Source organism: Arthrobacter sp. NPDC057259, assembly GCF_042668995.1.
Classification (GTDB): Bacteria; Actinomycetota; Actinomycetes; order Actinomycetales; family Micrococcaceae; genus Arthrobacter.
Window position 1 is genome coordinate 53,733 of sequence record NZ_JBHUYA010000011.1, and the last position, 23,405, is coordinate 77,137.

Annotated in this window: 21 protein-coding genes; 16 read left to right on the forward strand and 5 right to left on the reverse strand. The window is 70.5% G+C overall.

Annotation, left to right across the window (positions count from 1 at the left end; translation table 11 throughout):
• Positions 1-6: 6 nt before the first annotated feature.
• Positions 7-582 (reverse strand): hypothetical protein, encoded by a 576-nt coding sequence (locus ACFUCU_RS15980; protein WP_377973438.1) that lies wholly within the window; start codon positions 580-582, stop codon positions 7-9.
• 86 nt (positions 583-668) lie between these two features.
• On the opposite strand from ACFUCU_RS15980, the gene pheS reads away from it, so the two are divergent.
• Both pheS and pheT read left to right on the forward strand, forming a co-directional pair.
• Positions 669-1,730, forward strand: a complete 1,062-nt coding sequence (gene pheS / locus ACFUCU_RS15985) for a phenylalanine--tRNA ligase subunit alpha (RefSeq protein ID WP_377973439.1) — start codon at positions 669-671, stop codon at positions 1,728-1,730.
• Between the two features lie 2 nt (positions 1,731-1,732).
• Positions 1,733-4,276, forward strand: coding sequence for a phenylalanine--tRNA ligase subunit beta (pheT, locus tag ACFUCU_RS15990; protein ID WP_377973440.1), 2,544 nt, complete (start codon positions 1,733-1,735; stop codon positions 4,274-4,276).
• Between the two features lie 126 nt (positions 4,277-4,402).
• Here pheT and ACFUCU_RS15995 read toward each other — a convergent pair whose 3' ends face one another.
• On the reverse strand, positions 4,403-5,368 hold the full coding sequence (locus ACFUCU_RS15995; RefSeq protein WP_377973441.1) for a quinone oxidoreductase family protein: 966 nt from the start codon (positions 5,366-5,368) through the stop codon (positions 4,403-4,405).
• A gap of 188 nt (positions 5,369-5,556) precedes the next feature.
• Between ACFUCU_RS15995 and argC the strand changes: the two genes are divergently transcribed.
• The 10 genes from argC (at position 5,557) to ACFUCU_RS16045 (ending at position 15,742) form a co-directional block, all read left to right on the forward strand.
• A complete protein-coding gene (argC, locus tag ACFUCU_RS16000) occupies positions 5,557-6,588 on the forward strand; it encodes an N-acetyl-gamma-glutamyl-phosphate reductase (RefSeq protein WP_377973442.1) in 1,032 nt (343 codons plus the stop codon).
• A complete protein-coding gene (gene argJ / locus ACFUCU_RS16005) occupies positions 6,585-7,751 on the forward strand; it encodes a bifunctional glutamate N-acetyltransferase/amino-acid acetyltransferase ArgJ (RefSeq protein ID WP_377973443.1) in 1,167 nt (388 codons plus the stop codon). Before argC ends, argJ begins: the two co-directional genes overlap by 4 nt.
• Before the next feature lie 56 nt (positions 7,752-7,807).
• On the forward strand, positions 7,808-8,737 hold the full coding sequence (gene argB / locus ACFUCU_RS16010; RefSeq protein ID WP_377973444.1) for an acetylglutamate kinase: 930 nt from the start codon (positions 7,808-7,810) through the stop codon (positions 8,735-8,737).
• A 23-nt stretch (positions 8,738-8,760) separates the two neighbouring features.
• Positions 8,761-10,020, forward strand: a complete 1,260-nt coding sequence (locus tag ACFUCU_RS16015; protein ID WP_377973453.1) for an acetylornithine transaminase — start codon at positions 8,761-8,763, stop codon at positions 10,018-10,020.
• An 11-nt stretch (positions 10,021-10,031) separates the two neighbouring features.
• Positions 10,032-11,024 carry an ornithine carbamoyltransferase gene (gene argF, locus ACFUCU_RS16020; protein WP_377973454.1) on the forward strand — a complete coding sequence of 331 codons (993 nt, stop codon included), beginning with the start codon at positions 10,032-10,034 and terminating at the stop codon, positions 11,022-11,024.
• A complete protein-coding gene (locus ACFUCU_RS16025; protein WP_290258273.1) occupies positions 11,024-11,554 on the forward strand; it encodes an arginine repressor in 531 nt (176 codons plus the stop codon). The genes argF and ACFUCU_RS16025 overlap by 1 nt, the downstream gene beginning before the upstream one ends.
• Before the next feature lie 69 nt (positions 11,555-11,623).
• On the forward strand, positions 11,624-12,829 hold the full coding sequence (locus ACFUCU_RS16030) for an argininosuccinate synthase (RefSeq protein ID WP_377973445.1): 1,206 nt from the start codon (positions 11,624-11,626) through the stop codon (positions 12,827-12,829).
• Between the two features lie 5 nt (positions 12,830-12,834).
• Complete coding sequence (gene argH, locus ACFUCU_RS16035; RefSeq protein WP_377973446.1) at positions 12,835-14,262, forward strand: argininosuccinate lyase; 1,428 nt, start codon at positions 12,835-12,837, stop codon at positions 14,260-14,262.
• 141 nt (positions 14,263-14,403) lie between these two features.
• Positions 14,404-14,925 carry a pyridoxal 5'-phosphate synthase gene (locus tag ACFUCU_RS16040; protein ID WP_377973447.1) on the forward strand — a complete coding sequence of 174 codons (522 nt, stop codon included), beginning with the start codon at positions 14,404-14,406 and terminating at the stop codon, positions 14,923-14,925.
• Between the two features lie 76 nt (positions 14,926-15,001).
• A complete protein-coding gene (locus tag ACFUCU_RS16045) occupies positions 15,002-15,742 on the forward strand; it encodes a maleylpyruvate isomerase family mycothiol-dependent enzyme (RefSeq protein WP_377973448.1) in 741 nt (246 codons plus the stop codon).
• A gap of 19 nt (positions 15,743-15,761) precedes the next feature.
• Here ACFUCU_RS16045 and ACFUCU_RS16050 read toward each other — a convergent pair whose 3' ends face one another.
• Both ACFUCU_RS16050 and ACFUCU_RS16055 read right to left on the reverse strand, forming a co-directional pair.
• Positions 15,762-16,271, reverse strand: a complete 510-nt coding sequence (locus ACFUCU_RS16050; protein ID WP_377973449.1) for a methylated-DNA--[protein]-cysteine S-methyltransferase — start codon at positions 16,269-16,271, stop codon at positions 15,762-15,764.
• On the reverse strand, positions 16,268-17,836 hold the full coding sequence (locus ACFUCU_RS16055; RefSeq protein WP_377973450.1) for a DNA-3-methyladenine glycosylase 2 family protein: 1,569 nt from the start codon (positions 17,834-17,836) through the stop codon (positions 16,268-16,270). Before ACFUCU_RS16055 ends, ACFUCU_RS16050 begins: the two co-directional genes overlap by 4 nt.
• Before the next feature lie 130 nt (positions 17,837-17,966).
• Here ACFUCU_RS16055 and ACFUCU_RS16060 point away from each other — a divergent pair, with 130 nt between their 5' ends.
• The 4 genes from ACFUCU_RS16060 to tyrS all read left to right on the forward strand — a co-directional run bounded on the left by ACFUCU_RS16060 (position 17,967) and on the right by tyrS (position 22,986).
• Positions 17,967-18,626, forward strand: a complete 660-nt coding sequence (locus ACFUCU_RS16060; RefSeq protein WP_290258265.1) for a DNA-3-methyladenine glycosylase — start codon at positions 17,967-17,969, stop codon at positions 18,624-18,626.
• 123 nt (positions 18,627-18,749) lie between these two features.
• Entirely contained in the window at positions 18,750-19,256 is a 507-nt protein-coding gene (locus ACFUCU_RS16065; protein ID WP_377973455.1) for an adenine phosphoribosyltransferase, read from the forward strand.
• Between the two features lie 159 nt (positions 19,257-19,415).
• Positions 19,416-21,644 carry an AAA family ATPase gene (locus ACFUCU_RS16070; RefSeq protein WP_290258264.1) on the forward strand — a complete coding sequence of 743 codons (2,229 nt, stop codon included), beginning with the start codon at positions 19,416-19,418 and terminating at the stop codon, positions 21,642-21,644.
• 31 nt (positions 21,645-21,675) lie between these two features.
• The gene (gene tyrS / locus ACFUCU_RS16075) at positions 21,676-22,986 is read left to right on the forward strand and encodes a tyrosine--tRNA ligase (RefSeq protein WP_377973451.1); all 1,311 of its coding nucleotides are present in this window, start codon (positions 21,676-21,678) and stop codon (positions 22,984-22,986) included.
• On the opposite strand, the gene ACFUCU_RS16080 is transcribed toward tyrS, so the two are convergent.
• Positions 22,983-23,405 (reverse strand): hypothetical protein (locus tag ACFUCU_RS16080; protein WP_377973452.1); only part of this gene is annotated, 423 nt, incomplete at its 5' end. The two genes, tyrS and ACFUCU_RS16080, sit on opposite strands and share 4 nt — an antisense overlap.

The window sequence follows — 23,405 nt, forward strand, 5'->3', positions numbered from 1 at the left end:
GTGGTCTCACTTTCCGCCGTCGCGGCCTGAGAGGCCGCGGTTGTTGGGTTCGTCGCGGAGGTCGGGGGAACGCCGCCATCCGCGGGGCCGCGCGTGGACGTGTTCCGGGTAGCCGCCGGCGCCCAGGCCCGCGTGCCGTTCGAAGGGGTTGGCCGTGCCGGGGTTTCCGGCACGCCACAGGGACCAGCCGGCCGCGGCGAAGTACAGGGGAAGGAACGGGATTCCGCAGCACAGCGCGTACTGGGTGCTGTGCCGTTCCTCGTGGCCCAGCAGCCCGGGGAAGCCCGCCCCGTCAGGGAAGCAAGGGGAAGGGGAGGACGAAGAAGAGGAGGATGACGAAGGGCAGGAAGGCGGGGGAGATTCGCCGCCGAAGACCCGGTCCGCGTCGGCCCGAAACAGCACGACATTGCCCACCGTGAATGCCGCCGCGTAGGGCAGTTTCCACCGGTAGCCCGCGGCGAGGATCAGGCCGCGCGGTCCGGACGCCACATGGCAGCGGGCACCCGCGGCCAGCAGCAGGCCCAGCAGGGTGCTGCCGTTGAGCACGTTGGCCAGCTGCCGCAGCCTCGCTCCGGTCCCCATGGGGCCATGCTAGACCCCGGCCGGGGCTCCGGCGCCGTCAACTAGACTGGTTCAGACACCACCCGACTCGTAGCGAAGAACAGTAGATGACTGACACCTTGCCGGGCGCCGCCGTCCCGAACCCTCTGGATGAAGCCGCCATCAACGCCGCCGTAGAGCAGGCCGTCGCCGCCATTGCCGCGGCCTCCACCCTCGAAGAGCTCAAGGCCGCCCGCCTTGCGCACACGGGCGAGAAGTCCGCCCTGAGCCTGGCCAATCGCGAAATCGGCGGCCTGCCCAAGGATCAGAAGGCCGCCGCCGGCAAGCTGATGGGAGCCTCCCGCGGACGGGTCAACAAGGCGCTCGCGGACCGCACTGCGGAACTCGAGGCCGAGAACGACGCCCGCATCCTGGTCGAGGAGACCGTCGACGTCACGGCCGCCCCGCGCCGTCGTCGTGCCGGTGCCCGCCACCCGCTCTCTACCCTCCAGGACCGCGTCGCTGACATCTTCGTCGGCATGGGCTGGGAGATCGCCGAGGGCCCCGAGGTTGAATCCGAGTGGTTCAACTTCGACGCGCTGAACTTCAAGCCGGACCACCCGGCCCGCGAAATGCAGGACACCTTCTTCGTAGAGCCGCCCGAGGCCCACCTGCTGATGCGCACCCACACCTCCCCGGTGCAGGTCCGCTCCATGCTCGAGCGCGAGGTCCCGATCTACGTCCTCTGCCCCGGCAAGGTGTTCCGCACCGACGAACTGGACGCCACCCACACCCCGGTGTTCCACCAGTTCGAGGGCCTCGCCATCGACAAGAAGCTGTCCATGGCGGACCTGCGCGGCACCCTGGAACACTTCGCCCGGCAGATGTTCGGCGACGAGGCCCAGATCCGGCTGCGCCCGAACTACTTCCCGTTCACCGAGCCCTCCGCCGAGCTGGACATCTGGCACCCCGGCGCCAAGGGCGGCCCCCGCTGGATCGAGTGGGGCGGCTGCGGCATGGTCAACCCGAACGTGCTCCGCGCGGCCGGCATCGACCCGGACGTCTATTCAGGATTTGCCTTCGGCATGGGCATCGAGCGGACCCTCATGTTCCGCAACGAGGTCGGCGACATGCGCGACATGATCGAAGGCGATGTACGTTTCAGCGAGCACTTCGGGATGGAGATCTAACAGTGCGTATCCCCCTTTCCTGGCTGCGTGAATTCGCGGCCGTTCCTGCCGGTGCGAGCGCCGAGGACGTCATGGCCGACCTCGTGAAGGTCGGCTTCGAAGAAGAGGCCGTGCACCGGCCCACCGACACCCTGCAGGGTCCCATCGTCGTCGGCCAGGTGCTGTCTCTGGTCAAGGAACCCCAGTCCAACGGCAAGACCATCAACTGGTGCCAGGTCCGCGTGGTCCCCGAGGGTCAGCAGCAGACCCTCACCGGCGAGGGCATCGACCCCTCCGGCGTGCAGGGCATCATCTGCGGCGCGCACAACTTCGTCGAGGGCGACAAGGTGGTGGTCACCCTTCCGGGCGCCGTGCTGCCCGGCGACTTCCGCATCTCCGCGCGCAAAACCTACGGCCACCTCTCCGCCGGCATGATCGCCTCCGTGCGGGAACTCGGCATCGGCGATGACCACGACGGCATCCTGGTGCTCTCCCGCATCGGGCTTGACCCGGAAATCGGCACCGACGCGATGGAACTGCTCGGCCTCTACGACCAGGCCGCGGAAATCAACGTCACCCCGGACCGGGGCTACGCGTTCTCGATCCGCGGCGTGGCCCGTGAATACGCCCACGCCACCGGAACGCCGTTCACGGACCCGGCGTCGAAGGTCACCGCCCCGGCGGAACTTTCCGGCGGCTTCGACATCAAGCTCAACGACGACGCCCCGATCTACGGAAATGCCGGCTGCGACCGGTTCGTGGCCCGCACCGTCCGCGGTGTCGACGCCACGAAGCCGACCCCGCCGTGGATGGTCTCCCGGCTGCGGCTCGCCGGCATCCGGTCCATCTCGCTGCCGGTGGACATCTCCAACTACGTGATGCTCGAGCTGGGTCAGCCCACGCACTGCTACGACCTGGACACCCTCACCGGCGGCATCGTCGTCCGCCGCGCGGCCCAGGGCGAGAAGATCACCACCCTCGACGACAAGGAGCGCACGCTCGACGCCGAGGACCTGCTGATCACGGACGGTTCCGGCGCGATCGGCATCGCCGGCGTGATGGGCGGCGCGGCGACCGAGGTCTCCGACGCCACCACCAACATCCTGGTCGAGTCCGCACACTTCGACGAGGTCTCGATCGCCCGGTCCCGCCGCCGCCACAAGCTCCCGTCAGAGGCGTCCAAGCGCTTCGAGCGCGGCGTCGACTGGTACGTCGCCCCGGTGGCCGCCCAGCGCGTGGTCGACCTGCTGGTGGAGCTCGCCGGCGGAACGGCCGACGCCGAGGGCACCGACGTCGGCACTGCGCCGGACGCCGTCACCGTGGACCTCCCGGCAACCTTCGCCTCGGAGCGGATCGGCATCGACTTCACCGAGGAGCAGATCCTCACCTCGCTCCGGGACCTGGGCGCCGACGTCCGCACCACCGACGCCGGGTACGCCGTCACGGCCCCGAGCTGGCGGACGGACCTGGAGACCAAGGAAGACCTGTCCGAGGAAATCGCGCGGCTGGTGGGTTACGACAAGATCCCCGCCACGCTGCCGGTGGCCCCGCCGGGCCGCGGCCTGACCCGCGTGCAGCAGCAGCGCCGCCGCCTGGTCCAGGCCCTCGCCGACGCCGGCCTCACCGAGGTGCTGGCCTACCCGTTCGTCTCCAAGGCCGCCAACGACACCTTCGGCACCCCGGTTGCCGGGGCGGACCGGAAGGCGCTCAAGCTGGCCAACCCGATCAGCGAGGAGCAGGGCTTCCTGCGCACCTCGATCCTGCCCGGCCTGATCGAGGTGGCGAAGCGGAACCACTCCCGCGGCTTCCGTGACCTGGCTCTCTTCGAGACCGGCCTGGTCTTCCTGCCGGGGGAGACCCTCGGCACCGCCTCGATCCCGCCGCTGGGCGCCCGCCCCGCCGAGGAGGTCCTCGACGGACTGTTCGACGGCGTCCCGGACCAGCCGCTGCACCTGGCGGCCGTGCTGACCGGCCACGACAGCCCGGCCGCCCCGGCCCATACCCCGCGTGCCTGGGACTACGCCGACGCGCTGGACATTGCCCGGCTGGCCGGCGACGTGCTCGGCGTCGAACTGGTCGTCAGCCAGGGCAGCCACCAGGCATTCCACCCCGGCCGGGCCGCGCAGCTGGCGCTGCGCACCGGCGAGGTGATCGGCTACGCCGGCGAACTGCACCCCAAGCTGCTCGCGGCGCACGACATGCCCGCCCGCTCGGTGGCGCTGGAACTGAACGCGGACGCCCTGTTCGAGGCGGCCGCCGACGTGATCGTCGCCCGGCCCATCTCCGGCTACCCGGTGGCCACCCAGGACGTCGCCCTCGTGGTGGCGGCGGATGTGCCCGCCGGGGACGTGCTGGAGGCGCTTCGCGAGGGCGCCGGCGATCTGCTGGAAGAGGTGTCCCTGTTCGACGTCTACGCCGGTAAGGGCATCGAGAACGGCAAGAAGTCCCTGGCCTTCAACCTGCGCTTCCGCGCAGACGACCGCACCCTGACCGCGGACGAGGCCTCGGCCGCCCGTGATCTGGCCGTGGCCGCCGCACACGAACGCTTCGGCGCCGTCCAGCGGTAACAGGGCGCAGCTCTAAAGGGGTCCAGGGCTAACAGGATCCGTCGGTACGAACCGGCACCACGAAAAAGCTCCCCGCAACCTGCCGGTTGCGGGGAGCTTTTCTCGTTGCGGACGTGACGCTGGGCGTTATGGGACCAGCAGGACCTTGCCGGTAGTGCGCCGATGTTCCAGGTCCGTGTGCGCGGACGCCGCGTCGGCCAGGTCGTACTTCGCGCCGATCCGCACCTTGAGGCTGCCGTCGGCGACGGCGGCGAAGAGCTCGTCCGAGCGCCAACGGCGTTCCTTCGCGTCCCGCAGGTAGTGGACGATGGTGGGCCGGGTGAGGTAGAGCGAGCCGCCGGAGTTCAGCCGCTGCGGATCCACCGCCGGTACCGGGCCGGAGGCGGCGCCGAAGAGCACCAGGGTGCCGCGGACCCTGAGCGCCGCGAGCGAATCGTCGAAGGTGTCCTTGCCGACGCCGTCGTACACCACGTGCACGCCTTCGCCGTTGGTGAGTTCCCGCACCTTAGCCCCGAACCCCTCGTACCGCAGCACATGGTCTGCGCCGGCTTCGCGGGCCAGGGCCTCCTTCTCGTCGGTGGAAACGGTCGTGATGACCCGCGCGCCCTTGGCCTTGAGCAGCTGGATCAGCAGCAGGCCCACGCCGCCGGCGCCGGCGTGCAGCAACACCGTCTGGCCGGCCTTCACCTCGAAGGTCGAGTTGATCAGGTAGTGCGCGGTGATGCCCTGGAGCGGCAGGGCGGCGGCGGTGAAATCGTCGACGCCGGCGGGCACCGGCAGCGCCTTGTCCGCGTCCACCAGCGCGTACCCGGCGTAGCAGGCTACGCCCTCGGCGGTGGCAACGCGGTCGCCCGCGGAGAAGCCGGTCACGCCGTCGCCGGTTTCCTCGACGGTGCCGGAGGCCTCGGAGCCGGGGATGAAGGGGTAGTCCACCTTGTAGACGCCGCCGCGCTTGTAGGTGTCGATGAAGTTCACCCCGACCGCGGCGACCTTGATCAGCAGCTGGCCGGGGCCGGGGACGGGCCGGTCGATGGGGGAGAGCTCAAGGACTTCCGGGCCGCCGGCCTGCCGGGCGACAATAGCGTGCGTCATGTGACTCCTTCGTGTGGGCCGTCCGGGCAGGGCGGTCCGTGCCCGGGGTGCTGTGACCATCCTAGGGACCGGCCCGGGCTCCGCCCAGCATCCATGACGGGGCAGACGGCACGGTAGGGTCCAGACGTCAGCTCGGGGCGTGCATAAATATCGGCAGCGATGCATAGTCTTGCTGTATGCTGGGGGCTATGACTATTTCTGTTGCCGTCTCCGGGGCTAGCGGTTACGCCGGCGGCGAGGTGCTCAGGCTGCTTGCCGGCCACCCGGACGTCACCATCGGGGCTATCACGGCGCACAGCAACGCCGGTTCCAGACTAGGCGAACTCCAGCCGCATCTCCATGGTTTGGCGGACCGGATCCTCGAAGACACCACGGTGGAGAACCTCGCCGGGCACGACGTCGTCTTCCTCGCCCTGCCGCACGGCGCCTCCGCCGCGATCGCAGCGCAGCTGCCCGCGGGCACGGTCGTAATCGACGCCGGCGCCGACCATCGGCTCCAGGACGCGGCGGCATGGGAAAAGTTCTACGGCTCCCCGCACGCCGGCACCTGGCCCTACGGCCTGCCCGAACTGCCGGGCCAGCGGGAGGCCCTGCGCGGCGCGACCCGCATCGCCGTGCCCGGCTGCTACCCGACGTCGGCGCTGCTGGCGTTGACGCCCGGCTTCAGCAACCACTTGCTGGCGGCCGACGACGTCGTCATCGTCGCCGCCTCCGGAACCTCCGGAGCCGGCAAGGCCGCCAAGGTGAACCTGATCGGCTCCGAGGTCATGGGCTCCATGAGCCCCTACGGCGTCGGCGGCGGCCACCGCCACACCCCCGAGATCGAGCAGGGCCTCTCCAACGCGCTGAACGCCCCCGTGACGGTGTCCTTCACGCCCACCCTCGCGCCGATGAGCCGGGGCATCCTCACCACCGCCACCGCCAAAGTGCGGCCGGGCGTCACGGCCGAGGAACTGCGCCGGGCCTGGGCCGCGGCCTACGACGAGGAGCCCTTCGTCCACCTGCTGCCCGAGGGCCAGTGGCCCACCACCAAGTCCGTCCAGGGCTCCAACCACGCCGCGATGCAGCTGGCCTTCGACGAGCGGATCGGCCGCGTGATCGTTACCTGCGCGATCGACAACCTCACCAAGGGCACCGCCGGCGGCGCCGTCCAGTCCATGAACATCGCCCTTGGCCTGGCGGAAACCGCCGGCCTCAACCTGCAGGGAGTCGCACCGTGAGCATCACCGCACCGAAGGGTTTCCGCGCCGCCGGCGTCAAGGCCGGCCTCAAGGCATCCGGTAACCCCGACCTGGCCCTGGTGGTCAACGACGGCCCGGCCAAGGCCGCCGCTGCGGTCTTCACCTCCAACCGCGTCGCCGCCGCCCCCGTGCACTGGTCCCGCGAGGTCATCAAGGACGGCCGCGTCGACGCCGTCATCCTCAACTCCGGCGGCGCCAACGCCTGCACCGGCCCGCAGGGCTTCCAGAACACCCACACCACCGCCGAAAAGACCGCCGAGGCCCTCGGCGCCTCGGCGACGGACGTTTTCGTCTGCTCCACCGGCCTGATCGGCGAACAGCTGCCGATGGACAAGCTGGTCCCCGCGATCGGCACCGCCGCCGCCGAATTGAGCGCCGACGGCGGCCCGGCCGCCGCCACCGCCATCATGACCACCGACTCGGTCTCCAAGCAGGCACTCTTCACCGGCACCGACGCGGAAGGCCGGGAGTTCACCATCGGCGGCATGGCCAAGGGCGCCGGCATGCTGGCCCCGGGCCTGGCCACCATGCTCGTGGTCCTCACCACCGACGCCGAGGTCCAGCCCGAACTGCTCGACGTCGTGCTGCGCGATGCCACCCGCGTCACCTTCGACCGCACGGACTCGGACGGCTGCATGTCCACCAACGACACCGTGGTGCTGCTGGCCTCCGGCGCCTCTCGCGCCGTCCCCTCCGCCGCGGCGTTCGGCGCCGGCCTGACCCGGGTCTGCGCGGACCTCGCCCGCCAGCTCATCGGCGACGCCGAGGGCTCCAGCCACGACATCGCCATCCGCACCTTCAACGCCGCGACCGAACGCGACGCCGAGGTGGTCAGCCGCGCCGTCGCCCGCTCCAACCTCTTCAAGACCGCGATCTTCGGCAAGGACCCCAACTGGGGCCGCGTGCTCTCCGCCGTCGGCACCACGGACGCCGCCTTCGAACCGGACCAGCTCAACGTCGCGATGAACGGCGTGCAGATCTGCCGCAACGGCAGCATCGGCGAGGACCGCTCCCTGGTGGACCTGGAACCGCGCGAGGTCCTGGTCGAGATCGACCTGCAGGCCGGTGAGGCCGAGGCCACCATCTGGACCAACGACCTGACCCACGACTACGTCCACGAGAACAGCGCCTACTCCAGCTGACCGGCCGCCGGACACCACCCGACGAACACCCCACCACCCGGAAGGGACCACCGACCATGAGCACCGAAGCCCGCGAGACCACCTCCATGGCGGACGCGCAGGACAAGGCCGGCACGCTGATCGAGGCGCTGCCCTGGATCCAGCGCTTCGCCGGCACCACCATGGTGATCAAATACGGCGGCAACGCTATGGTCAACGACGAGCTGCGCCGCGCCTTCGCCGAGGACGTGGTCTTCCTGCACCACGTCGGCATCCACCCCGTGGTGGTGCACGGCGGGGGCCCGCAGATCAACGCCATGCTCGGCCGGCTCGGGATCGAATCCGAGTTCAAGGGCGGGCTGCGCGTCACCACGCCCGAGGCCATGGACGTGGTCCGGATGGTCCTCACCGGCCAGGTGGGCCGGGAACTGGTGGGCCTGATCAACTCCCACGGCCCCTACGCCGTCGGCATGTCCGGCGAGGACGGCGGCCTGCTGCAGGCCGTCCGGACCGGCACCGTGGTCGACGGCGAGGACGTGGACCTGGGCCTGGTGGGCGAGGTCGTCGGCGTGAACCCCGAGGGCATCCTGGACATCATCGCCGCGGGCCGGATTCCCGTGATCTCCACCGTTGCCCCCGAAATCGAGGAGGACGGCTCCACCACCGGGCAGGTCCTGAACGTCAACGCGGACACCGCGGCCGCGGCCGTCGCCTCCGCCCTGGGCGCCTCCAAGCTGGTCATCCTGACCGACGTCGAGGGCCTCTACGCGAACTGGCCGGACAAGTCCTCGCTGATCTCCTCGCTGACCGCCTCCGAGCTGCGCGGGATGCTGCCGCGCCTGGAGTCCGGCATGATCCCGAAGATGGCGGCCTGCCTGAAGGCGGTCGACGACGGCGTCGAACGCGCCCACATCGTCGACGGCCGGCTGGCCCACTCGATGCTCCTGGAAACCTTTACGACCGCCGGCATCGGCACCCAGGTCGTCCCCGATGAGGAAAACAAATGACCCAGCGTGAAACTCCACCGTCCATGGACCTCGAGCACTCGGCAGTGGGGGAGCTCGTCGCTTCGCACGCCAGCGGTGCGCAGTGGCTCTCGCGCTACTCGTCCTCGCTGCTGGGCGTCTTCGGGGCGCCCCAGCGGGTGCTGGTGCGCGGCGCGGGCTGCCTGGTCTGGGACGCCGACGGCAGGGAATACCTGGACCTGCTCGGCGGCATCGCCGTCAACGCCCTCGGCCACGCCCACCCCTTCGTCACCTCGGTGATCTCCAGCCAGCTCTCCACCCTGGGCCACGTCTCCAACTTCTTCACCAGCCCCACCCAGGTGGCCCTGGCCGAGAAGCTGCTGGAGATCGCCAAGGCCCCCGCCGGGTCCAAGGTCTTCTTCGCGAACTCCGGCACCGAGGCCGTGGAGGCCGCGTTCAAGCTCGCCCGCCGCAACACGGGCGCCGGCCCGGACAATGGAGAGGCCCCGCGCACCAAGATCATCGCGCTGGAGGGCGCCTTCCACGGCCGGACCATGGGCGCGCTGGCGCTGACCTACAAGGAGGCCTACCGGGCCCCCTTCGCGCCCCTGCCCGGCGGCGTCGTCCACGTCCCGTTCGGCGACATCGACGCCCTGCTGGCCGAGATCGACGGCACCACGGCCGCCGTCATCCTCGAACCCATCCAGGGTGAGGCCGGCGTCCGGCCCCTGCCGGCCGGCTACCTCAAGGCCGCCCGCGAGGCCACCAGCGCCGCCGGCGCGCTGCTGATCCTGGACGAGGTCCAGACCGGCATCGGCCGGACCGGGAAGTGGCTGGCCAGCGAGGACGCCGGGATTGTGCCCGACGCCGTGACCCTCGCCAAGGGACTCGGCGGCGGCTTCCCGATCGGGGCCCTTATCACCTACGGCCCGGAGGTCTCGGCGCTGCTCACCGCCGGCCAACACGGCACCACCTTTGGCGGAAACCCCGTGGCCACGGCGGCCGCCCTGGCCACCCTGCACGTGCTGGAGAACCAGCAGGTGCTCGCCCACGTCCGGGAGGTGGGGGAGCGCCTGCGCGCCGGCCTCGCCGGGATCGACGGCGTCATCGAGGTCCGCGGCGAAGGGCTGCTCATCGGCTTCGACCTCGACGCCGATGTCGCTCCCGCCGTCGTCGCCGCCGCCCTGGACGCCGGGTTCATCATCAACAGCCCCGGCCCGCACACCATCCGCCTGGCCCCGCCGCTGATCCTTACCGAGGCGCAGGCGGACAGCTTCCTGGCCGCACTGCCGGCCCTCCTCCAGACCGCAAAGGACGCCCAGTGACCGAAACTGCCATGTCGAAGCCGAAGACCCGCCACTTCCTCAAGGACACGGACCTGACCCCGGCCGAGCAGGCCGAGGTGCTGGACCTGGCCGTCCGGATGAAGGCCGCCCCGTACAACGTGCAGCCCTACGCCGCCGAGGCCAGCGGCCGGAAGACCGTCGCCGTCATCTTCGACAAGACCTCCACCCGTACCCGGGTTTCCTTCGCCACCGGCGTCGCGGACATGGGCGGCAACGCGTTGATCATCAACCCCGGCGAGGCCCAGATCGGCCACAAGGAATCCGTCGAGGACACCGCAAAGGTTCTCGAACGCATGGTCTCCACGATCGTATGGCGCACCGGCGCGCACCAGGGACTGGTCGCCATGGCCGCGAACTCCGCCGTCCCCGTCATCAACGCCCTGTGCGATGACTACCACCCGTGCCAGCTCCTGGCCGACCTGCTGACCATCAAGGAGCACAAGGGGTCCCTCGCCGGCCTGACCATGAGCTACCTCGGCGACGCGGCCAACAACATGGCCAACTCCTACCTGCTGGCCGGCGTCACCGCCGGCATGCACGTTCGGATCAGCGGCCCGGAGGGCTACCTGCCGGCGCCGGAGATCGTCGCCGCCGCCGAGGAACGCGCCGCCGGGACCGGCGGCTCCGTTCTCATCACGGCCGACGCCGCCGAGGCCCTGCGCGGCGCCGACGTCGTCGCCACCGACACCTGGGTCTCCATGGGCCAGGAGGACGAGAAGGAAGCCCGGATGCAGCTGTTCCGGGACTACTCCGTCGACGAGGACGCCATGACCCTTGCCGCGCCCGACGCCGTCGTGCTGCACTGCCTGCCCGCCTACCGCGGCTACGAGATCTCCGCCGGCGTGATCGACGGCCCGCAGTCAGTGGTCTGGGACGAGGCCGAAAACCGGCTGCATGCGCAGAAGGCCCTGATGGCCTGGCTGATGCACCGTTCCGGCCTCGCCGTCGTCGAGGGCCTGGCACCGGTCGACGGGGCGGACTGATGTCCGTCCAGCCCGCCGCGCAGGGCGCCAGCCCGGCCACCAAGACGGCCCGCCAGGCCCGGATCGCCGCGATCCTGACCGGCGAATCCGTCCGCTCCCAGGCCGAGCTAGCGGCCCTGCTGGCGGACGACGGCGTGCAGGTCACCCAGGCCACCCTGTCCCGGGACCTGGTGGAACTCGGCGCCGTCCGGGTCCGCGGCAAGGAAGGTGTCCTGGTCTACGCGGTCCCCGGCGAGGGCGGCGAACGCGGCGCCAAGAGTGGCGTTACCCAGGAAATCCTGGACGCGCGCCTCGCCCGGCTCTGCGGCGAACTGCTGGTCACCGCCGAGGCCTCCGGAAACCTCGTGGTGCTCCGGACCCCGCCGGGAGCCGCGAACTTCCTCGCCCTGGCGATCGACCACTCGGTGATGCCGTCCATCCTGGGTACCATCGCCGGCGACGACACCGTCCTGCTGGTCACCCGCGACCCGGCCGGCGGGGCCGACGTCGCCGCCCGCTTCCTCGCCATGGCCGACGAAACCGGCCAATAGACCGGCCGTCCGTGGCGCACACTTGTACCAACGACCCAACAGAATTCCCCAACATAAGGAGCATTTGAAGTGACTGAGCGTATTGTGCTGGCCTACTCCGGTGGCCTCGATACTTCCGTGGCCATCGGCTGGATCGGTGAAGCGACCGGCGCCGAGGTCATCGCCGTGGCGGTCGACGTCGGACAGGGCGGCGAGTCGCTGGAGACCATTCGCCAGCGCGCCCTCGGCTGCGGCGCCGTCGAGGCCTACGTGGCCGACGCCTCCGACGAGTTCGCCAACGAATACTGCATGCCCACCCTCAAGGCCAACGCCCTGTACCAGGGCCACTACCCGTTGGTCTCCGCGATCTCCCGCCCGGTGATCGTCAAGCACCTGGTCAAGGCCGCCCGCGAATTCGGCGCCACCACGGTGGCCCACGGCTGCACCGGCAAGGGCAACGACCAGGTCCGCTTCGAGGTCGGCATCCAGACCCTCGGCCCCGACCTGAAGTGCATCGCCCCGGTCCGCGACCTGGCGCTCACCCGCGACAAGGCCATCGCCTTCGCCGAGGAAAAGGGCCTGCCCATCGAGACCACCAAGAAGAACCCGTACTCGATCGACCAGAACGTCTGGGGCCGCGCCGTCGAGACCGGCTACCTCGAGGACATCTGGAACGGTCCCACCAAGGACATCTACGACTACACCGCCACCCCGGAGTTCCCCCCGGCCCCGGACGAGGTCATCATCTCCTTCGACGCCGGCATCCCGGTCGCGATCGACGGCGTCAAGGTCACCCCGCTGCAGGCCATCCAGGAACTGAACCGCCGCGCCGGCGCCCAGGGCGTGGGCCGCATCGACGTCGTCGAGGACCGCCTCGTCGGCATCAAGTCCCGCGAAATCTACGAGGCCCCCGGCGCCATGGCGCTGATCACCGCGCACAAGCACCTCGAAGACGTCACGATCGAGCGCGAGCAGGCCCGCTTCAAGGCCACTGTCGGCCAGCGCTGGTCCGAGCTGGTCTACGACGGCCAGTGGTTCTCCCCGCTCAAGCGCTCCCTGGACGCCTTCATCGAGGACACCCAGAAGTACGTCTCCGGCGACATCCGCATGACCCTGCACGGCGGCCAGGCCGTCGTCACCGGCCGCCGCTCGGACACCTCGCTGTACGACTTCGACCTCGCCACCTACGACACCGGCGACACCTTCGACCAGTCCATGGCGCGCGGCTTCATCGAGCTGTGGGGCATGTCCGCCAAGGTCGCCTCCGGCCGCGACATCCGCGTCGCCGGAAAGTAGCCCCTGTGGCTGAGCAAAAGTCGGAAGCCACGAACACCGGCGCGCTGTGGGGCGGCCGGTTCGCCGGCGGCCCCGCGGACGCCCTCGCCGCGCTGAGCAAGTCCACGCACTTCGACTGGCGGCTGGCCCGCTACGACATCGCCGGGTCCAAGGCGCACGCCCGCGTGCTGCACAAGGCCGGGCTGCTCGACGACGGCGAGCTGGCCGGCATGCTGGACGCCCTGGACCGGCTGGACGCGGACGTCGCCTCCGGCGCGTACACCCCGGCCGAATCCGACGAGGACGTGCACGGTTCGCTCGAACGCGGCCTGATCGAGCGGGCCGGGCCCCAGCTGGGCGGCAAGCTTCGCGCCGGCCGGTCCCGCAACGACCAGGTGGCCACCCTGGGCCGGATGTTCCTGCGCGACCACGCCCGGATCATCGCCCGCGGCGTGCTCGCCACGATCGACGCGCTGGTGGACCAGGCCAAGGCCCACCACGGCGTGGCGATGCCGGGACGGACGCACCTCCAGCACGCCCAGCCGGTGCTGCTCAGCCACCACCTGCTGGCCCACGCCTGGGCGCTGCTGCGCGACGTGCAGCGGCTCGCCGACTGGGACAAACGCGCCGGCGTGTCGCCCTACGGCTCCGGCGCCTTGGCCGGGTCCTCGCTGGGCCTGGATCCTGAGGCCGTCGCCGCGGACCTGGGCTTCTTCTCCGCGGCGCACAACTCGATCGATGGCACCGCAGCGCGCGACGTTTTCGCCGAGTTCGCCTGGGTCTCCGCCATGATCGGGGTGGACCTGTCCCGGGTCTCGGAGGAAGTGATCCTCTGGGCCACCAAGGAGTTCTCCTTCGTGACCCTGGATGATTCCTACTCCACCGGCTCCTCGATCATGCCGCAGAAGAAGAACCCGGACGTGGCCGAGCTGGCCCGCGGCAAGGCCGGCCGCCTGATCGGCGACCTGACCGGGCTGCTGGCCACCCTTAAGGGCCTGCCGCTGGCGTACAACCGGGACCTGCAGGAGGACAAGGAACCGGTCTTCGACGCCGCCGACACCCTGGAGCTGCTGCTCCCGGCCGTCTCCGGCATGATCGCGACCCTGACGTTCAACACCGAGCGGATGGAGTCCCTGGCACCCCAGGGCTTCGCGCTGGCCACAGACATCGCCGAATGGCTGGTCCGCCAGGGCGTGCCGTTCCGCGAGGCGCACGAGCTCTCCGGTGCCGCCGTCAAGCAGGCCGAAAGCCGCGGCGTCGAACTCTGGGACCTGACCGACGAGGAATACGCGGCCATCTCGGAGCACCTCACGCCGGAGGTCCGCACGGTCCTGTCCACGGAGGGGTCGCTGAACAGCCGCAACTCCCAGGGCGGCACCGCCCCGGCCGCCGTCGAACGCCAGCTGCAGGCGCTCGAGGCCGAGCTGGAAGGCGTGCGCGCCTACGCCGGCTAGCCCCTCCGGACGCTCCCTCACTTCTGGCAGCGTTTCCACCGACGCTCCTGCACCCGTTGCAGGAGCGTCGGTGGATTTCCTGCCAAAGGTGAGGGAGCGTTCTGCGTTGGCCGCTGGAGTTTCCCGCTCTAGCATGACGGCATGAGCGAATCCTTCCGGCGCATGCTGCGCGCCCTGCCAGACTTCCCGGCCGAGCTTCCCGACTTTGATCCGGAGCTGGTCCCGGAGGACCCGGAGCAGCTGTTCCGGCAGTGGTTCGACGAGGCCCTGGCCGCCGGGGTGCCGCAGCCCAATGCCTGCAGCCTGGCCACCGCCGACGCGCAGGGCCGCCCCTCGGCCAGAATGCTGATCCTCAAGGACATCGACGACGCCGGCTGGCACTTCGCCACCTCCCGCGAGTCCCGCAAGGGCCGGGAACTTGCCGCCAACCCCAACGCGGCGCTGAACTTCTTCTGGCAGCCGCTCGGCCGGCAGGTCCGCGTTGCCGGCGAGGTCCATGAGCTTTCCGCCGAGGCCTCCGCCGCCGACTGGGACGCCCGGCCCGGTGCCGACGGCAGCACCAACCCTGCCTGGCAGCTGTACGCGCTACGGCCCAGGGAGCTGGAATTCTGGCAGGCCCGCCATGACCGGCGGCATATCCGGCACCGCTACGGCCCGTTCTAACCGCCGCGAATCCCGTCCGCGGCGCAGTACCCCGGTTAATCCGGATTAATCAAAGTGCTCCGTTAGGATGGGCGCCATGACTTCCATCACCCCCGAAAACCTTCTGGCAGAACTTCGCCGCGCCGCCGACGTCGTGACCGGAGTCGCCGCCGGGCTGGACGACGCCGCGGTGGCCGCGCCGTCGGAACTGCCCGGCTGGACCCGCGGCCATGTCCTGGCCCACATCAACGGGATTGCCAACGCCATGGCCCGGCAGGTGGAGCACGCCACCCGCGGGGAACGCGTCGAGCTTTACGACGGCGGCTTCGAAGGCCGCAACCGGGCCATTGAACTGGCCGCCGGCCACGGCGCGGACCAGCACCGCGCCGCCGTTGGCGCGGCCATCGACCGGGCGCTGGCCACTTTCGGTTCTCTCGACGAGGCGGGCTGGCGGGCGCCCATCACGTTCCGGGACGGCGTCGTCCTCGACGGCGGCCTGGCGCTCTGGCGCGAGCTGACCATCCACGCCACGGACCTTGGGACGGGCCGCGGCCCGGAGACCTGGAGCCGGCCGTTCTGCGAGCACCTCTTCGACTTCCTGGCCGCGCGGGTGCCCGAGGGGCAGCGGTTCGTGCTGCAGCCGCTCGGCCTGCCCTCCGTCGCCATCGGCGCGCCGGGCGGCCGCTCCACCGCCATCAACGGGATGCTGACCGACATCGCGGCCTGGCTGGCCGGGCGAACCGCCACCCTGGGCAGCCTGCGCGCCACCGCGGCGGCCGACGGCGTCGACCTTCCGGCCCTGCTGCCCTGGCCGGCGGGAGTCCCCGTCACTAAGTAGCAGGCAGGGTACGGGGCACCTAACCCCGGGGCGCCTGCCCGGCCTCGCGTGCCAGCAGGCTTTCCTTGACGGGCAGGCCCCAGCGGAAGCCCCCCAGGGTCCCGTCGGTGCGGATGACCCGGTGGCAGGGGACGAAGAGCGCGGCGGCATTGAACGCGCAGGCGCTGGCCGCGGCCCGGACCGCCTTGGCGTTGCCAGCGAGTTCCGCGTACTCGGTGTAGGTCACCGGGTGTCCGGCGGCGACGGTCCGGAGCATGTCCCAGGCGTGGGCGCGGAACGGGCCCGATTTCTGCAGTACCGGCACCGCCATGGCAGCCTCCGGGCTGCCGGCGTAGAACTCCTCGACCGCCGCCGAGATCGCGCCCAGGCCGGACACATCCTGGTATTCGGTGGGCCGCAGCGTCGGGTGGATCTGGCCGGTCAGGGCGCCCGCTTCCGCCGTCCAGCCCGAGGCCAGGACGGCGCCGTCGCGGGCGATGATGGTGAAGGGACCGTCCGGGGTGGACAGGGTCAGGAGCTGGGCCGTCATGTCGTTGCTTTCTTTCGTGGCTTGGTGGAGGTTCGAGCTGCGGCCTGCGCCGCTGCCGCCGCGCGCCAGAGGTGCATGGTGGCATAGGAACGCCACGGGCTGACCTCGCTGAAATCGGGGGACAGGGTGGGGGAGCCCGGGACGGAGCCGGAGCCGGTGCCGGTGCCGGGGTCGGGCGAGGACCCTGCCACGGAACCGGCGGCCGCGGCGAGCGACCGGACGCCGTTGCGGACGGCGGCGTCGTTGGCCAGGAACACGTCCGGGGCGCCGAGCACGCGCATGGACACGTACCCCACCGTCCAGGGGCCGACGCCGGCCAGCGGCAGGAGCTTCGAGCGCAGGCTCTCCGGGCTGTCGCCGTAGCCGAAGTCCAGGCTGCCGTCCGCCATGGCCGCGGCGGCCCCGAGAATCGAGTCGATCCGCCGCCGTGGTCCGCGCAGCAGCTCCCGGCCGCCCCCGGCGATCTCCGCCGCGGTGGGAAACATCCGGTCCAGCCCGTCCCCGGGGACTGTGCTGTCCTGCCCGCAGGCGGACAGCTGGGACAGGGCGGTGCGGGCCGCCGCGACGGTGATCTGCTGGCCGATCATGGCGCGGACCAGCAGTTCCTGCGGATCGATCGCGCCCGGCATCCGCATCCCCGGCGCCTCGGCCACCGAGCCCCGCAGCCGGGGGTCCGCCCCCAGGGCGGAGTCGATCGCCGACGGGTCCGCGTCGAGATCCAGCAGCCGGCGGACACGGCTGAGCAGAGCCGGCAGGTCCCGCAGGTCCACCGCCCCGATGGTGAGCCGGAGCGGCCGGCCCCGCTCCTCCGCGGCGTACTCCACCCGGAACCGGGCGTCCCCGTGGGCCAGCCGCAGGGTGCGGGCGTAGGACCGGTCCGTGCCCTCCTCGATCCCAGGGAGGGCACGGACGGCCAGGAAACCGAAAACCCCGGGGTCGAACGGCGCCCGGTACGGCAGGCTCAGGGTCAGGGCCGTCGAGCCCGGTGCCGGGCGGGCCGGACCGTGATGGCGGGCGGTGGCGCGCAGCGCCGACGGCGTCATGGCGAACACCTCCGCGATGGTGTCGTTGAACTGCCGGACGCTGCTGAAACCGGCGGCGAACGCGACGTCGGTGGCCTTCATCGGCGTCGAGACCAGCAGCGTCCTGGCCGTCTGCGCGCGGCTGGCCCGGGCCAGGGCCAGCGGGCCGGCGCCGAGTTCGTGGCTGAGGATCCGGTTCAGCTGCCGGGCCGAGTAGCCCAGCCGGGCGGCGAGGCCCTCGACGCCGTCCCGGTCGATCACGCCGTCGTTGATCAGCCGCATCGCGCGGGCGGCGACGTCGGTGCGCACGTTCCAGGCCGGGGTGCCCGGGACCGCCTCGGGCAGGCAGCGCTTGCAGGCGCGGTAGCCCGCCTCGTGGGCGGCCGCGGACGTCTCGTAGAAGGTGACGTTGCCAGCCTTGGGCGTCCGGGCAGGGCACGATGGACGGCAGTAGATGCCCGTGGTGCGGACCGCCGTGTAGAACTGCCCGTCGAACCGGGTGTCCCGCGCGTCGATCGCCCTGTAGCGCTGCCAAAAATCCATTCCTCCATCCTGCCAGCCGCCGGACGGCCAAGCTAGCGGAAATCGGACACGGGCGTGAGGCCTCCCGGCAGTGTCCGGCCGGGGCCGTCCGGCAGACCCGGCGCGGGGACGTGTTTGCTACGGTCTGAGCATGGACTCCTCGCTGACGCCCGCGGCCGTGCGCGCCCTGTTGTCCGGGGACGCCCGGACCGTCGCGCCGCTGCTGCTCGGCGCCGTCCTGACCCACGAGAGCCATGCCGGGCACGTGGCCGTTCGGATCACTGAGGTGGAGGCCTACCTCGGCCCGGAGGACTCACTCCACCCGGACCCGGGTTCGCACACGTTCCGGGGACAGACCCGGCGCAACGCCCCGATGTTCGGCCCGGCCGGTCACCTCTACGTCTACTTCACCTACGGCATGCACCACTGCACGAACATCGTCTGCGGCCCCGAGGGCACGGCGTCCGCCCTGCTGCTGCGCGCCGGCGAGGTGGTTACGGGGGAGGAGCTGGCCCGCTCGCGGCGGCCGACGTCGAAGAGCCCCGCGGACCTGGCCAGCGGACCCGCCCGGCTCGCCACGGCGCTGGGACTGACGACGGCGGACAGCGGCCGGGACGCGCTGGCCGAGCCCTTCCGTCTCGAACTGCCCGCCGGTCCGGCCGCGGGCATCAGCTCCGGGCCGCGCGTCGGCGTCTCCGGGGCGGGCGGCACCAGCGACTATCCGTGGCGGTTCTGGCTCAGCGGGGACCCGACCGTGTCCCGCTACAAGGCCGCGAAACCCCGGCCCCGCGGCTCGGCTACCGGCCGGTAGAATTATTCGGTGAATTCCATCGAGCAGCACACCAGTACGTCCACCGGCGCCAGCGCAACCGGCACCACCGCGTCCGGCCCCGCCGTCGACGGCACGACCGAGACCGGCCCCGCCGTCGAACACCTGATCGACAGCCTCTGCGCCACCGTGCCGGACTATCCCAAGCCCGGCATCACCTTCAAGGACCTGACCCCCGTCTTTGCCGACCCCGCCGCGTTCAAGGCTGTCGTCGACGCCCTGGTCCGGCCCTTCGTCGGCACCTTCGACGCCGTCGCCGGGGTCGAAGCCCGCGGATTCCTGCTGGCCGCCGCCGCCGCGTACGCCACCGACACCGGCGTCATCACCGTCCGCAAGGCCGGGAAACTGCCCCGCGCCGTGGTGTCGGAGGACTACGCGCTGGAATACGGCACCGCCACCCTCGAACTGCACACCACCGACCTTGCACCGGGCAGCCGTGTCCTCATCCTGGATGACGTGCTGGCCACCGGGGGGACCCTTGGCGCCGCGGCGCGGCTGTTCGAACGCTGCGGCATCACCGTCGCTGGCGTCGGCGTCGTGATGGAGCTCGAGGACCTGGCCGGCCGGGCCGCGCTGGGACAGCAGCAGATCCACTCCCTGCTGCGGCTCTAGCCACGCCGCAGGGGGAGCCGCCCGGGTCACTGGACGGGCGCGGCCGCGTCGGTAGAATGCCTGCAAAGTCCGGCCGGAAGAAAACCGACATATTTCGGGAGAGATTGCCGAAATTGCCGTAGAATGGTTGGTCTGTCTTTTTCGATAGGGGAACGTTCCATGCACGACGCTGATTTGGCCCACGAGCGCGACTACGTGGCCGGCCTGTACGCCCGGTTGGATGAACTGCGGGCGGAAAAGCGGGCCCAGCTGGCCCAGGTCCGGCGTGCGGGCGCCGTCGGCACCATGCAGAACGTCTCCGAGCGCGACGCGTTCGCCGCCCTGTACGAGGACCGCCTCGCCCAGCTTGACGCCGTCGACGACCGGCTGGTCTTCGGCCGCCTCGACCTCGACTCCGGCGAGGAGCAGTACATCGGCCGCATCGGCCTCACCACCGAGGACCTGCAGCGGCTGATGGTCGACTGGCGTGCCCCCGAGGCCGGCCACTTCTACCAGGCCACCGCGTTCGACCGGCAGGGCGTCCGCCGCCGACGGCACCTGATCCTGCAGGGCCGGGAGGTCAAAGCGATCGAGGATGACGTCCTCGACGCCGACATGCTCGCCGACGACGACTCGCTCCAGGGGGAGGGCGCGCTGCTCGCGGCGCTGAACTCCAAGCGCACCGGCCGGATGTCCGACATCGTCAGCACCATCCAGTCCGAGCAGGACCGCATCATCCGCTCCTCGATCTCGGGCGCCCTCGTGGTCCAGGGCGGTCCCGGCACCGGCAAGACCGCAGTCGCCCTCCACCGCGCCGCCTACCTGCTCTATACGCACCGGGACCGGCTGAAGACCGCAGGCGTGCTGCTGGTCGGCCCGTCGTCGTCGTTCATGAACTACATCGAACGCGTGCTGCCCTCCCTGGGCGAGACCGGCGTCGTGATGGCGAGCCTGGGCCGGCTGATGCCCGGCATCCACGCCGTCGCGGAGGAGGATTCCGACGTCGCCGCGCTCAAGGGCCGCCTGGACATGGCCGGGGTGATCGCGAACGCGGTCGCCAACCGGCAGCGGATCGTCCCCGCCAACCGCACCCTCGAGGTGGACGGCCGAAAGCTCGTGCTCACCCCGCGGCAGGTCCGCCGGGCCCGGGACAAGGCCCGCGCCACCGGCAAGCCGCACAACGAGGCGCGCGTGACGTTCGTCAAAATCCTGCTGCGCGAGCTGACCGAGCAGATGACCGAGCTGGTCGAAGCCGGCAGCATCGGCAACAACGCGGACCGCTCATACCTGGCCGAGGACGTCCGCTCCGCCCGCGACGTGCGCGTGGCCCTGAACCTGTGCTGGATGCCGATGACGCCGGAGAAGCTCGTCAGCGAACTCTTCTCCAAGCCCGCCATCCTCGAGGCCTGCGCCCCCAACCTCACCGCTGAGGAGCGGGCCCTGCTGCTCCGCCCCGCGGACGCGCCCTGGACCGAGGCCGACGTGCCGCTGCTGGACGAGGCCGCCGAGCTCCTCGGCGAACTCGACCCGGCGGCCGGACGCGGACTGGCCCAGCAGGAGCACGACCGGGCCCGGGACCTGGCCAACGCCAAGCAGACCCTGGTCAACATGGAGGCGGCCGGCGTGGACGCCCTGTTCACCGCCGAGGAGCTGGCCGACCAGAACCAGGAACGCGAGGCCCGGCTCACCGCGGCCGAGCGCGCCACCACCGACCGCACGTGGGCCTTCGGGCACATCGTGGTGGACGAGGCGCAGGAACTCTCGCCCATGCAGTGGCGGCTGCTGGTCCGCCGCTGCCCGCTGAAGTCCTTCACGATCGTCGGCGACATCGCCCAGACCAGCTCCGTCGCCGGGGCCAAGTCCTGGCAGAGCGCACTGGCACCCCTGTTCGGGGAGCGCTGGCAGCTCGAGGAGCTCACGGTCAACTACCGCACCCCGGCCCAGATCGCCGAGGCCGCGGCCAGGATGGCCAACGCCGCCGGTCTGGTCGTATCCGCGCCCAAGGCCGTCCGCGAGGGCCGCTGGGCCCCCGTGATTGACCAGGTCGCCCCGGGTGCCGTGGTGGAGCGGCTGGTAGAGGTCCTGCCCGAGGAGATCGACGCCCTCGAAGGCGGCCTGCTGGCGGTTATCGCCGACGGCGCGCTGCTCGGCGAGGCGACGGCGGCGCTCCGGTCCGTCTACGGCCGCCGGATCGGCACCGGGGCGGGCAGCTACGAGCAGGACATCGTGGTGATCAGCCCCCGTGAGGCCAAGGGCCTGGAGTTCGACGGTGTCGTGGTGCTGGAGCCCTCGGCGATGCTCAACCACGAGCACGGCCGGGTAGGGGACCTCTACGTCGCCATGACCCGGCCCACGCAGCGGCTGCGGCTGATCGCCGCCGCCGGGGTTCCCGCCGGTATCGAGGAGTAGGCAGGGGCGCGCCCCTGCTACCTTTGATTCCGTGTCCCAGCAAATTGATCTTCAGTCCCAGCAGAACGACCCGGGTTTCGCCAACATCTGGCAGGAGCTCACCTGGCGCGGCCTCGTCCACGTCTCGACCGACGAGACTGAGCTGGAGAAGCTCCTCGCCGGCGATCCGATTACGTACTACTGCGGCTTCGATCCCACCGCGCCAAGCCTGCACCTGGGGAACCTGGTCCAGCTGCTGGTGATGCGCCGGCTCCAGCTGGCCGGACACAAGCCGCTGGGCCTGGTGGGCGGCTCCACCGGCCTGATCGGCGACCCGCGGCAGACCGCGGAACGGGTGCTCAACACCCCGGAAACCGTCGCCGAATGGGTCGGCCGGCTGCAGGGCCAGGTGCAGCGCTTCCTCAGCTTCGAGGGGGAGAACGCCGCCCGGATGGTGAACAACCTCGACTGGACCGCGCCCTTGAGCGCGATCGACTTCCTCCGCGGCATCGGCAAGCACTTCCGCGTCGGCACGATGATCAAGAAGGACATCGTCGCCACCCGGCTGAACTCGGAAGAGGGCATCAGCTACACCGAGTTCAGCTACCAGATCCTGCAGGGCATGGACTACCTCCAACTGTTCCGCGACTACGGCTGCATGCTGCAGACCGGCGGCTCGGACCAGTGGGGCAACCTCACCAGCGGCACGGAACTGATCCGCAAGGTGGAGGGCAAGCACGTCCACGCCCTCGGCACGCCGCTGATCACCAACTCCGACGGCACCAAATTCGGTAAGAGCGAGGGCAACGCCATCTGGCTGGATGCGGAGATGTGCAGCCCGTACGCCTTCTACCAGTTCTGGCTCAACACGGCCGACGCCGACGTCGCCGCACGGCTCAAGGTCTTCACATTCCTCAGCCGCGCCGAGATCGAGGCGCTGGAGGCTTCCGTGGCCGAGCGTCCGTTCGCCCGGGAGGGCCAGCGGAAGCTCGCCTACGAGGTGACCTCCCTGGTGCACGGCGTCGAGGCGACCGAAAAGGTCATCGCCGCCTCCGCCGCCGTCTTCGGCGGCGGCGAGCTGGCCGGGCTCGACGCCGACACCCTGCGCGCGGCGACGGCCGAACTCCCGTCCGCCACCGTGCCGGCCTCGAGCCTGGGCATCATCGACCTGCTGGTCGCCACCGGACTGGCCGAGAGCAAGTCGGCGGCCCGGCGCACCGTGGGGGAGGGCGGCGCCTACGTGAACAACGTCAAGGTCACCGATCCCGATGCCGTGGTGTCCGACGCCGAACTGCTCCACGGCCGCTACCTGCTGCTGCGCCGCGGCAAGAAGAACCTCGCCACGGTGGAGGTTTCCCGCTAACCGCTACGGCCGCCGGTTGCTCCTGCACGCTCCTCTCCAGACGTCCATCCCCCGCGGGATTTGCACGTCCGGAGGGGAGCGTGTAGTGTTTTCTGAGTCGCCGCCGCTGAGTGGTGACCAACCCCCAACATTGAGAAGCAATTCTTCCGGCGCTGGACGCTGGGAATCGAAATTGCTCCTCTTTTGCTGGGCGGATTCACTTTTACAGTTGAATTCCGGATGAAAATACGGATTTGCAAAGTAGAAATGAATGAAATAAGCTGTAAACATCGCAGCGAAGAAATGCGAAACAAAAGAAATTGTTTCAAAAAGTATTCGAATGCTTCTGTTGTTTGAGAACTCAATAGTGTGCCAAGTTTGTTGATACCGATTGTTTTATTGATTGGTTGAAATTGCCGAATCGTGCCGCCCCTGTGGTG

What these genes read in the sequence shown, in the direction of transcription:
- ACFUCU_RS16025 (WP_290258273.1), top strand. Translation starts at nt 11,024, where the DNA reads ATGTCCGTCCAGCCCGCCGCGCAGGGCGCCAGCCCGGCCACCAAGACG.
- argF (WP_377973454.1), top strand. Translation starts at nt 10,032, where the DNA reads ATGTCGAAGCCGAAGACCCGCCACTTCCTCAAGGACACGGACCTGACC.
- ACFUCU_RS16050 (WP_377973449.1), bottom strand. Translation starts at nt 16,271, where the DNA reads ATGACGGCCCAGCTCCTGACCCTGTCCACCCCGGACGGTCCCTTCACC.
- argC (WP_377973442.1), top strand. Translation starts at nt 5,557, where the DNA reads ATGACTATTTCTGTTGCCGTCTCCGGGGCTAGCGGTTACGCCGGCGGC.
- ACFUCU_RS16060 (WP_290258265.1), top strand. Translation starts at nt 17,967, where the DNA reads ATGGACTCCTCGCTGACGCCCGCGGCCGTGCGCGCCCTGTTGTCCGGG.
- ACFUCU_RS15980 (WP_377973438.1), bottom strand. Translation starts at nt 582, where the DNA reads ATGGGGACCGGAGCGAGGCTGCGGCAGCTGGCCAACGTGCTCAACGGC.
- ACFUCU_RS16045 (WP_377973448.1), top strand. Translation starts at nt 15,002, where the DNA reads ATGACTTCCATCACCCCCGAAAACCTTCTGGCAGAACTTCGCCGCGCC.
- ACFUCU_RS15995 (WP_377973441.1), bottom strand. Translation starts at nt 5,368, where the DNA reads ATGACGCACGCTATTGTCGCCCGGCAGGCCGGCGGCCCGGAAGTCCTT.
- ACFUCU_RS16015 (WP_377973453.1), top strand. Translation starts at nt 8,761, where the DNA reads ATGGACCTCGAGCACTCGGCAGTGGGGGAGCTCGTCGCTTCGCACGCC.
- pheS (WP_377973439.1), top strand. Translation starts at nt 669, where the DNA reads ATGACTGACACCTTGCCGGGCGCCGCCGTCCCGAACCCTCTGGATGAA.
- ACFUCU_RS16055 (WP_377973450.1), bottom strand. Translation starts at nt 17,836, where the DNA reads ATGGATTTTTGGCAGCGCTACAGGGCGATCGACGCGCGGGACACCCGG.
- ACFUCU_RS16070 (WP_290258264.1), top strand. Translation starts at nt 19,416, where the DNA reads ATGCACGACGCTGATTTGGCCCACGAGCGCGACTACGTGGCCGGCCTG.
- ACFUCU_RS16040 (WP_377973447.1), top strand. Translation starts at nt 14,404, where the DNA reads ATGAGCGAATCCTTCCGGCGCATGCTGCGCGCCCTGCCAGACTTCCCG.
- argB (WP_377973444.1), top strand. Translation starts at nt 7,808, where the DNA reads ATGAGCACCGAAGCCCGCGAGACCACCTCCATGGCGGACGCGCAGGAC.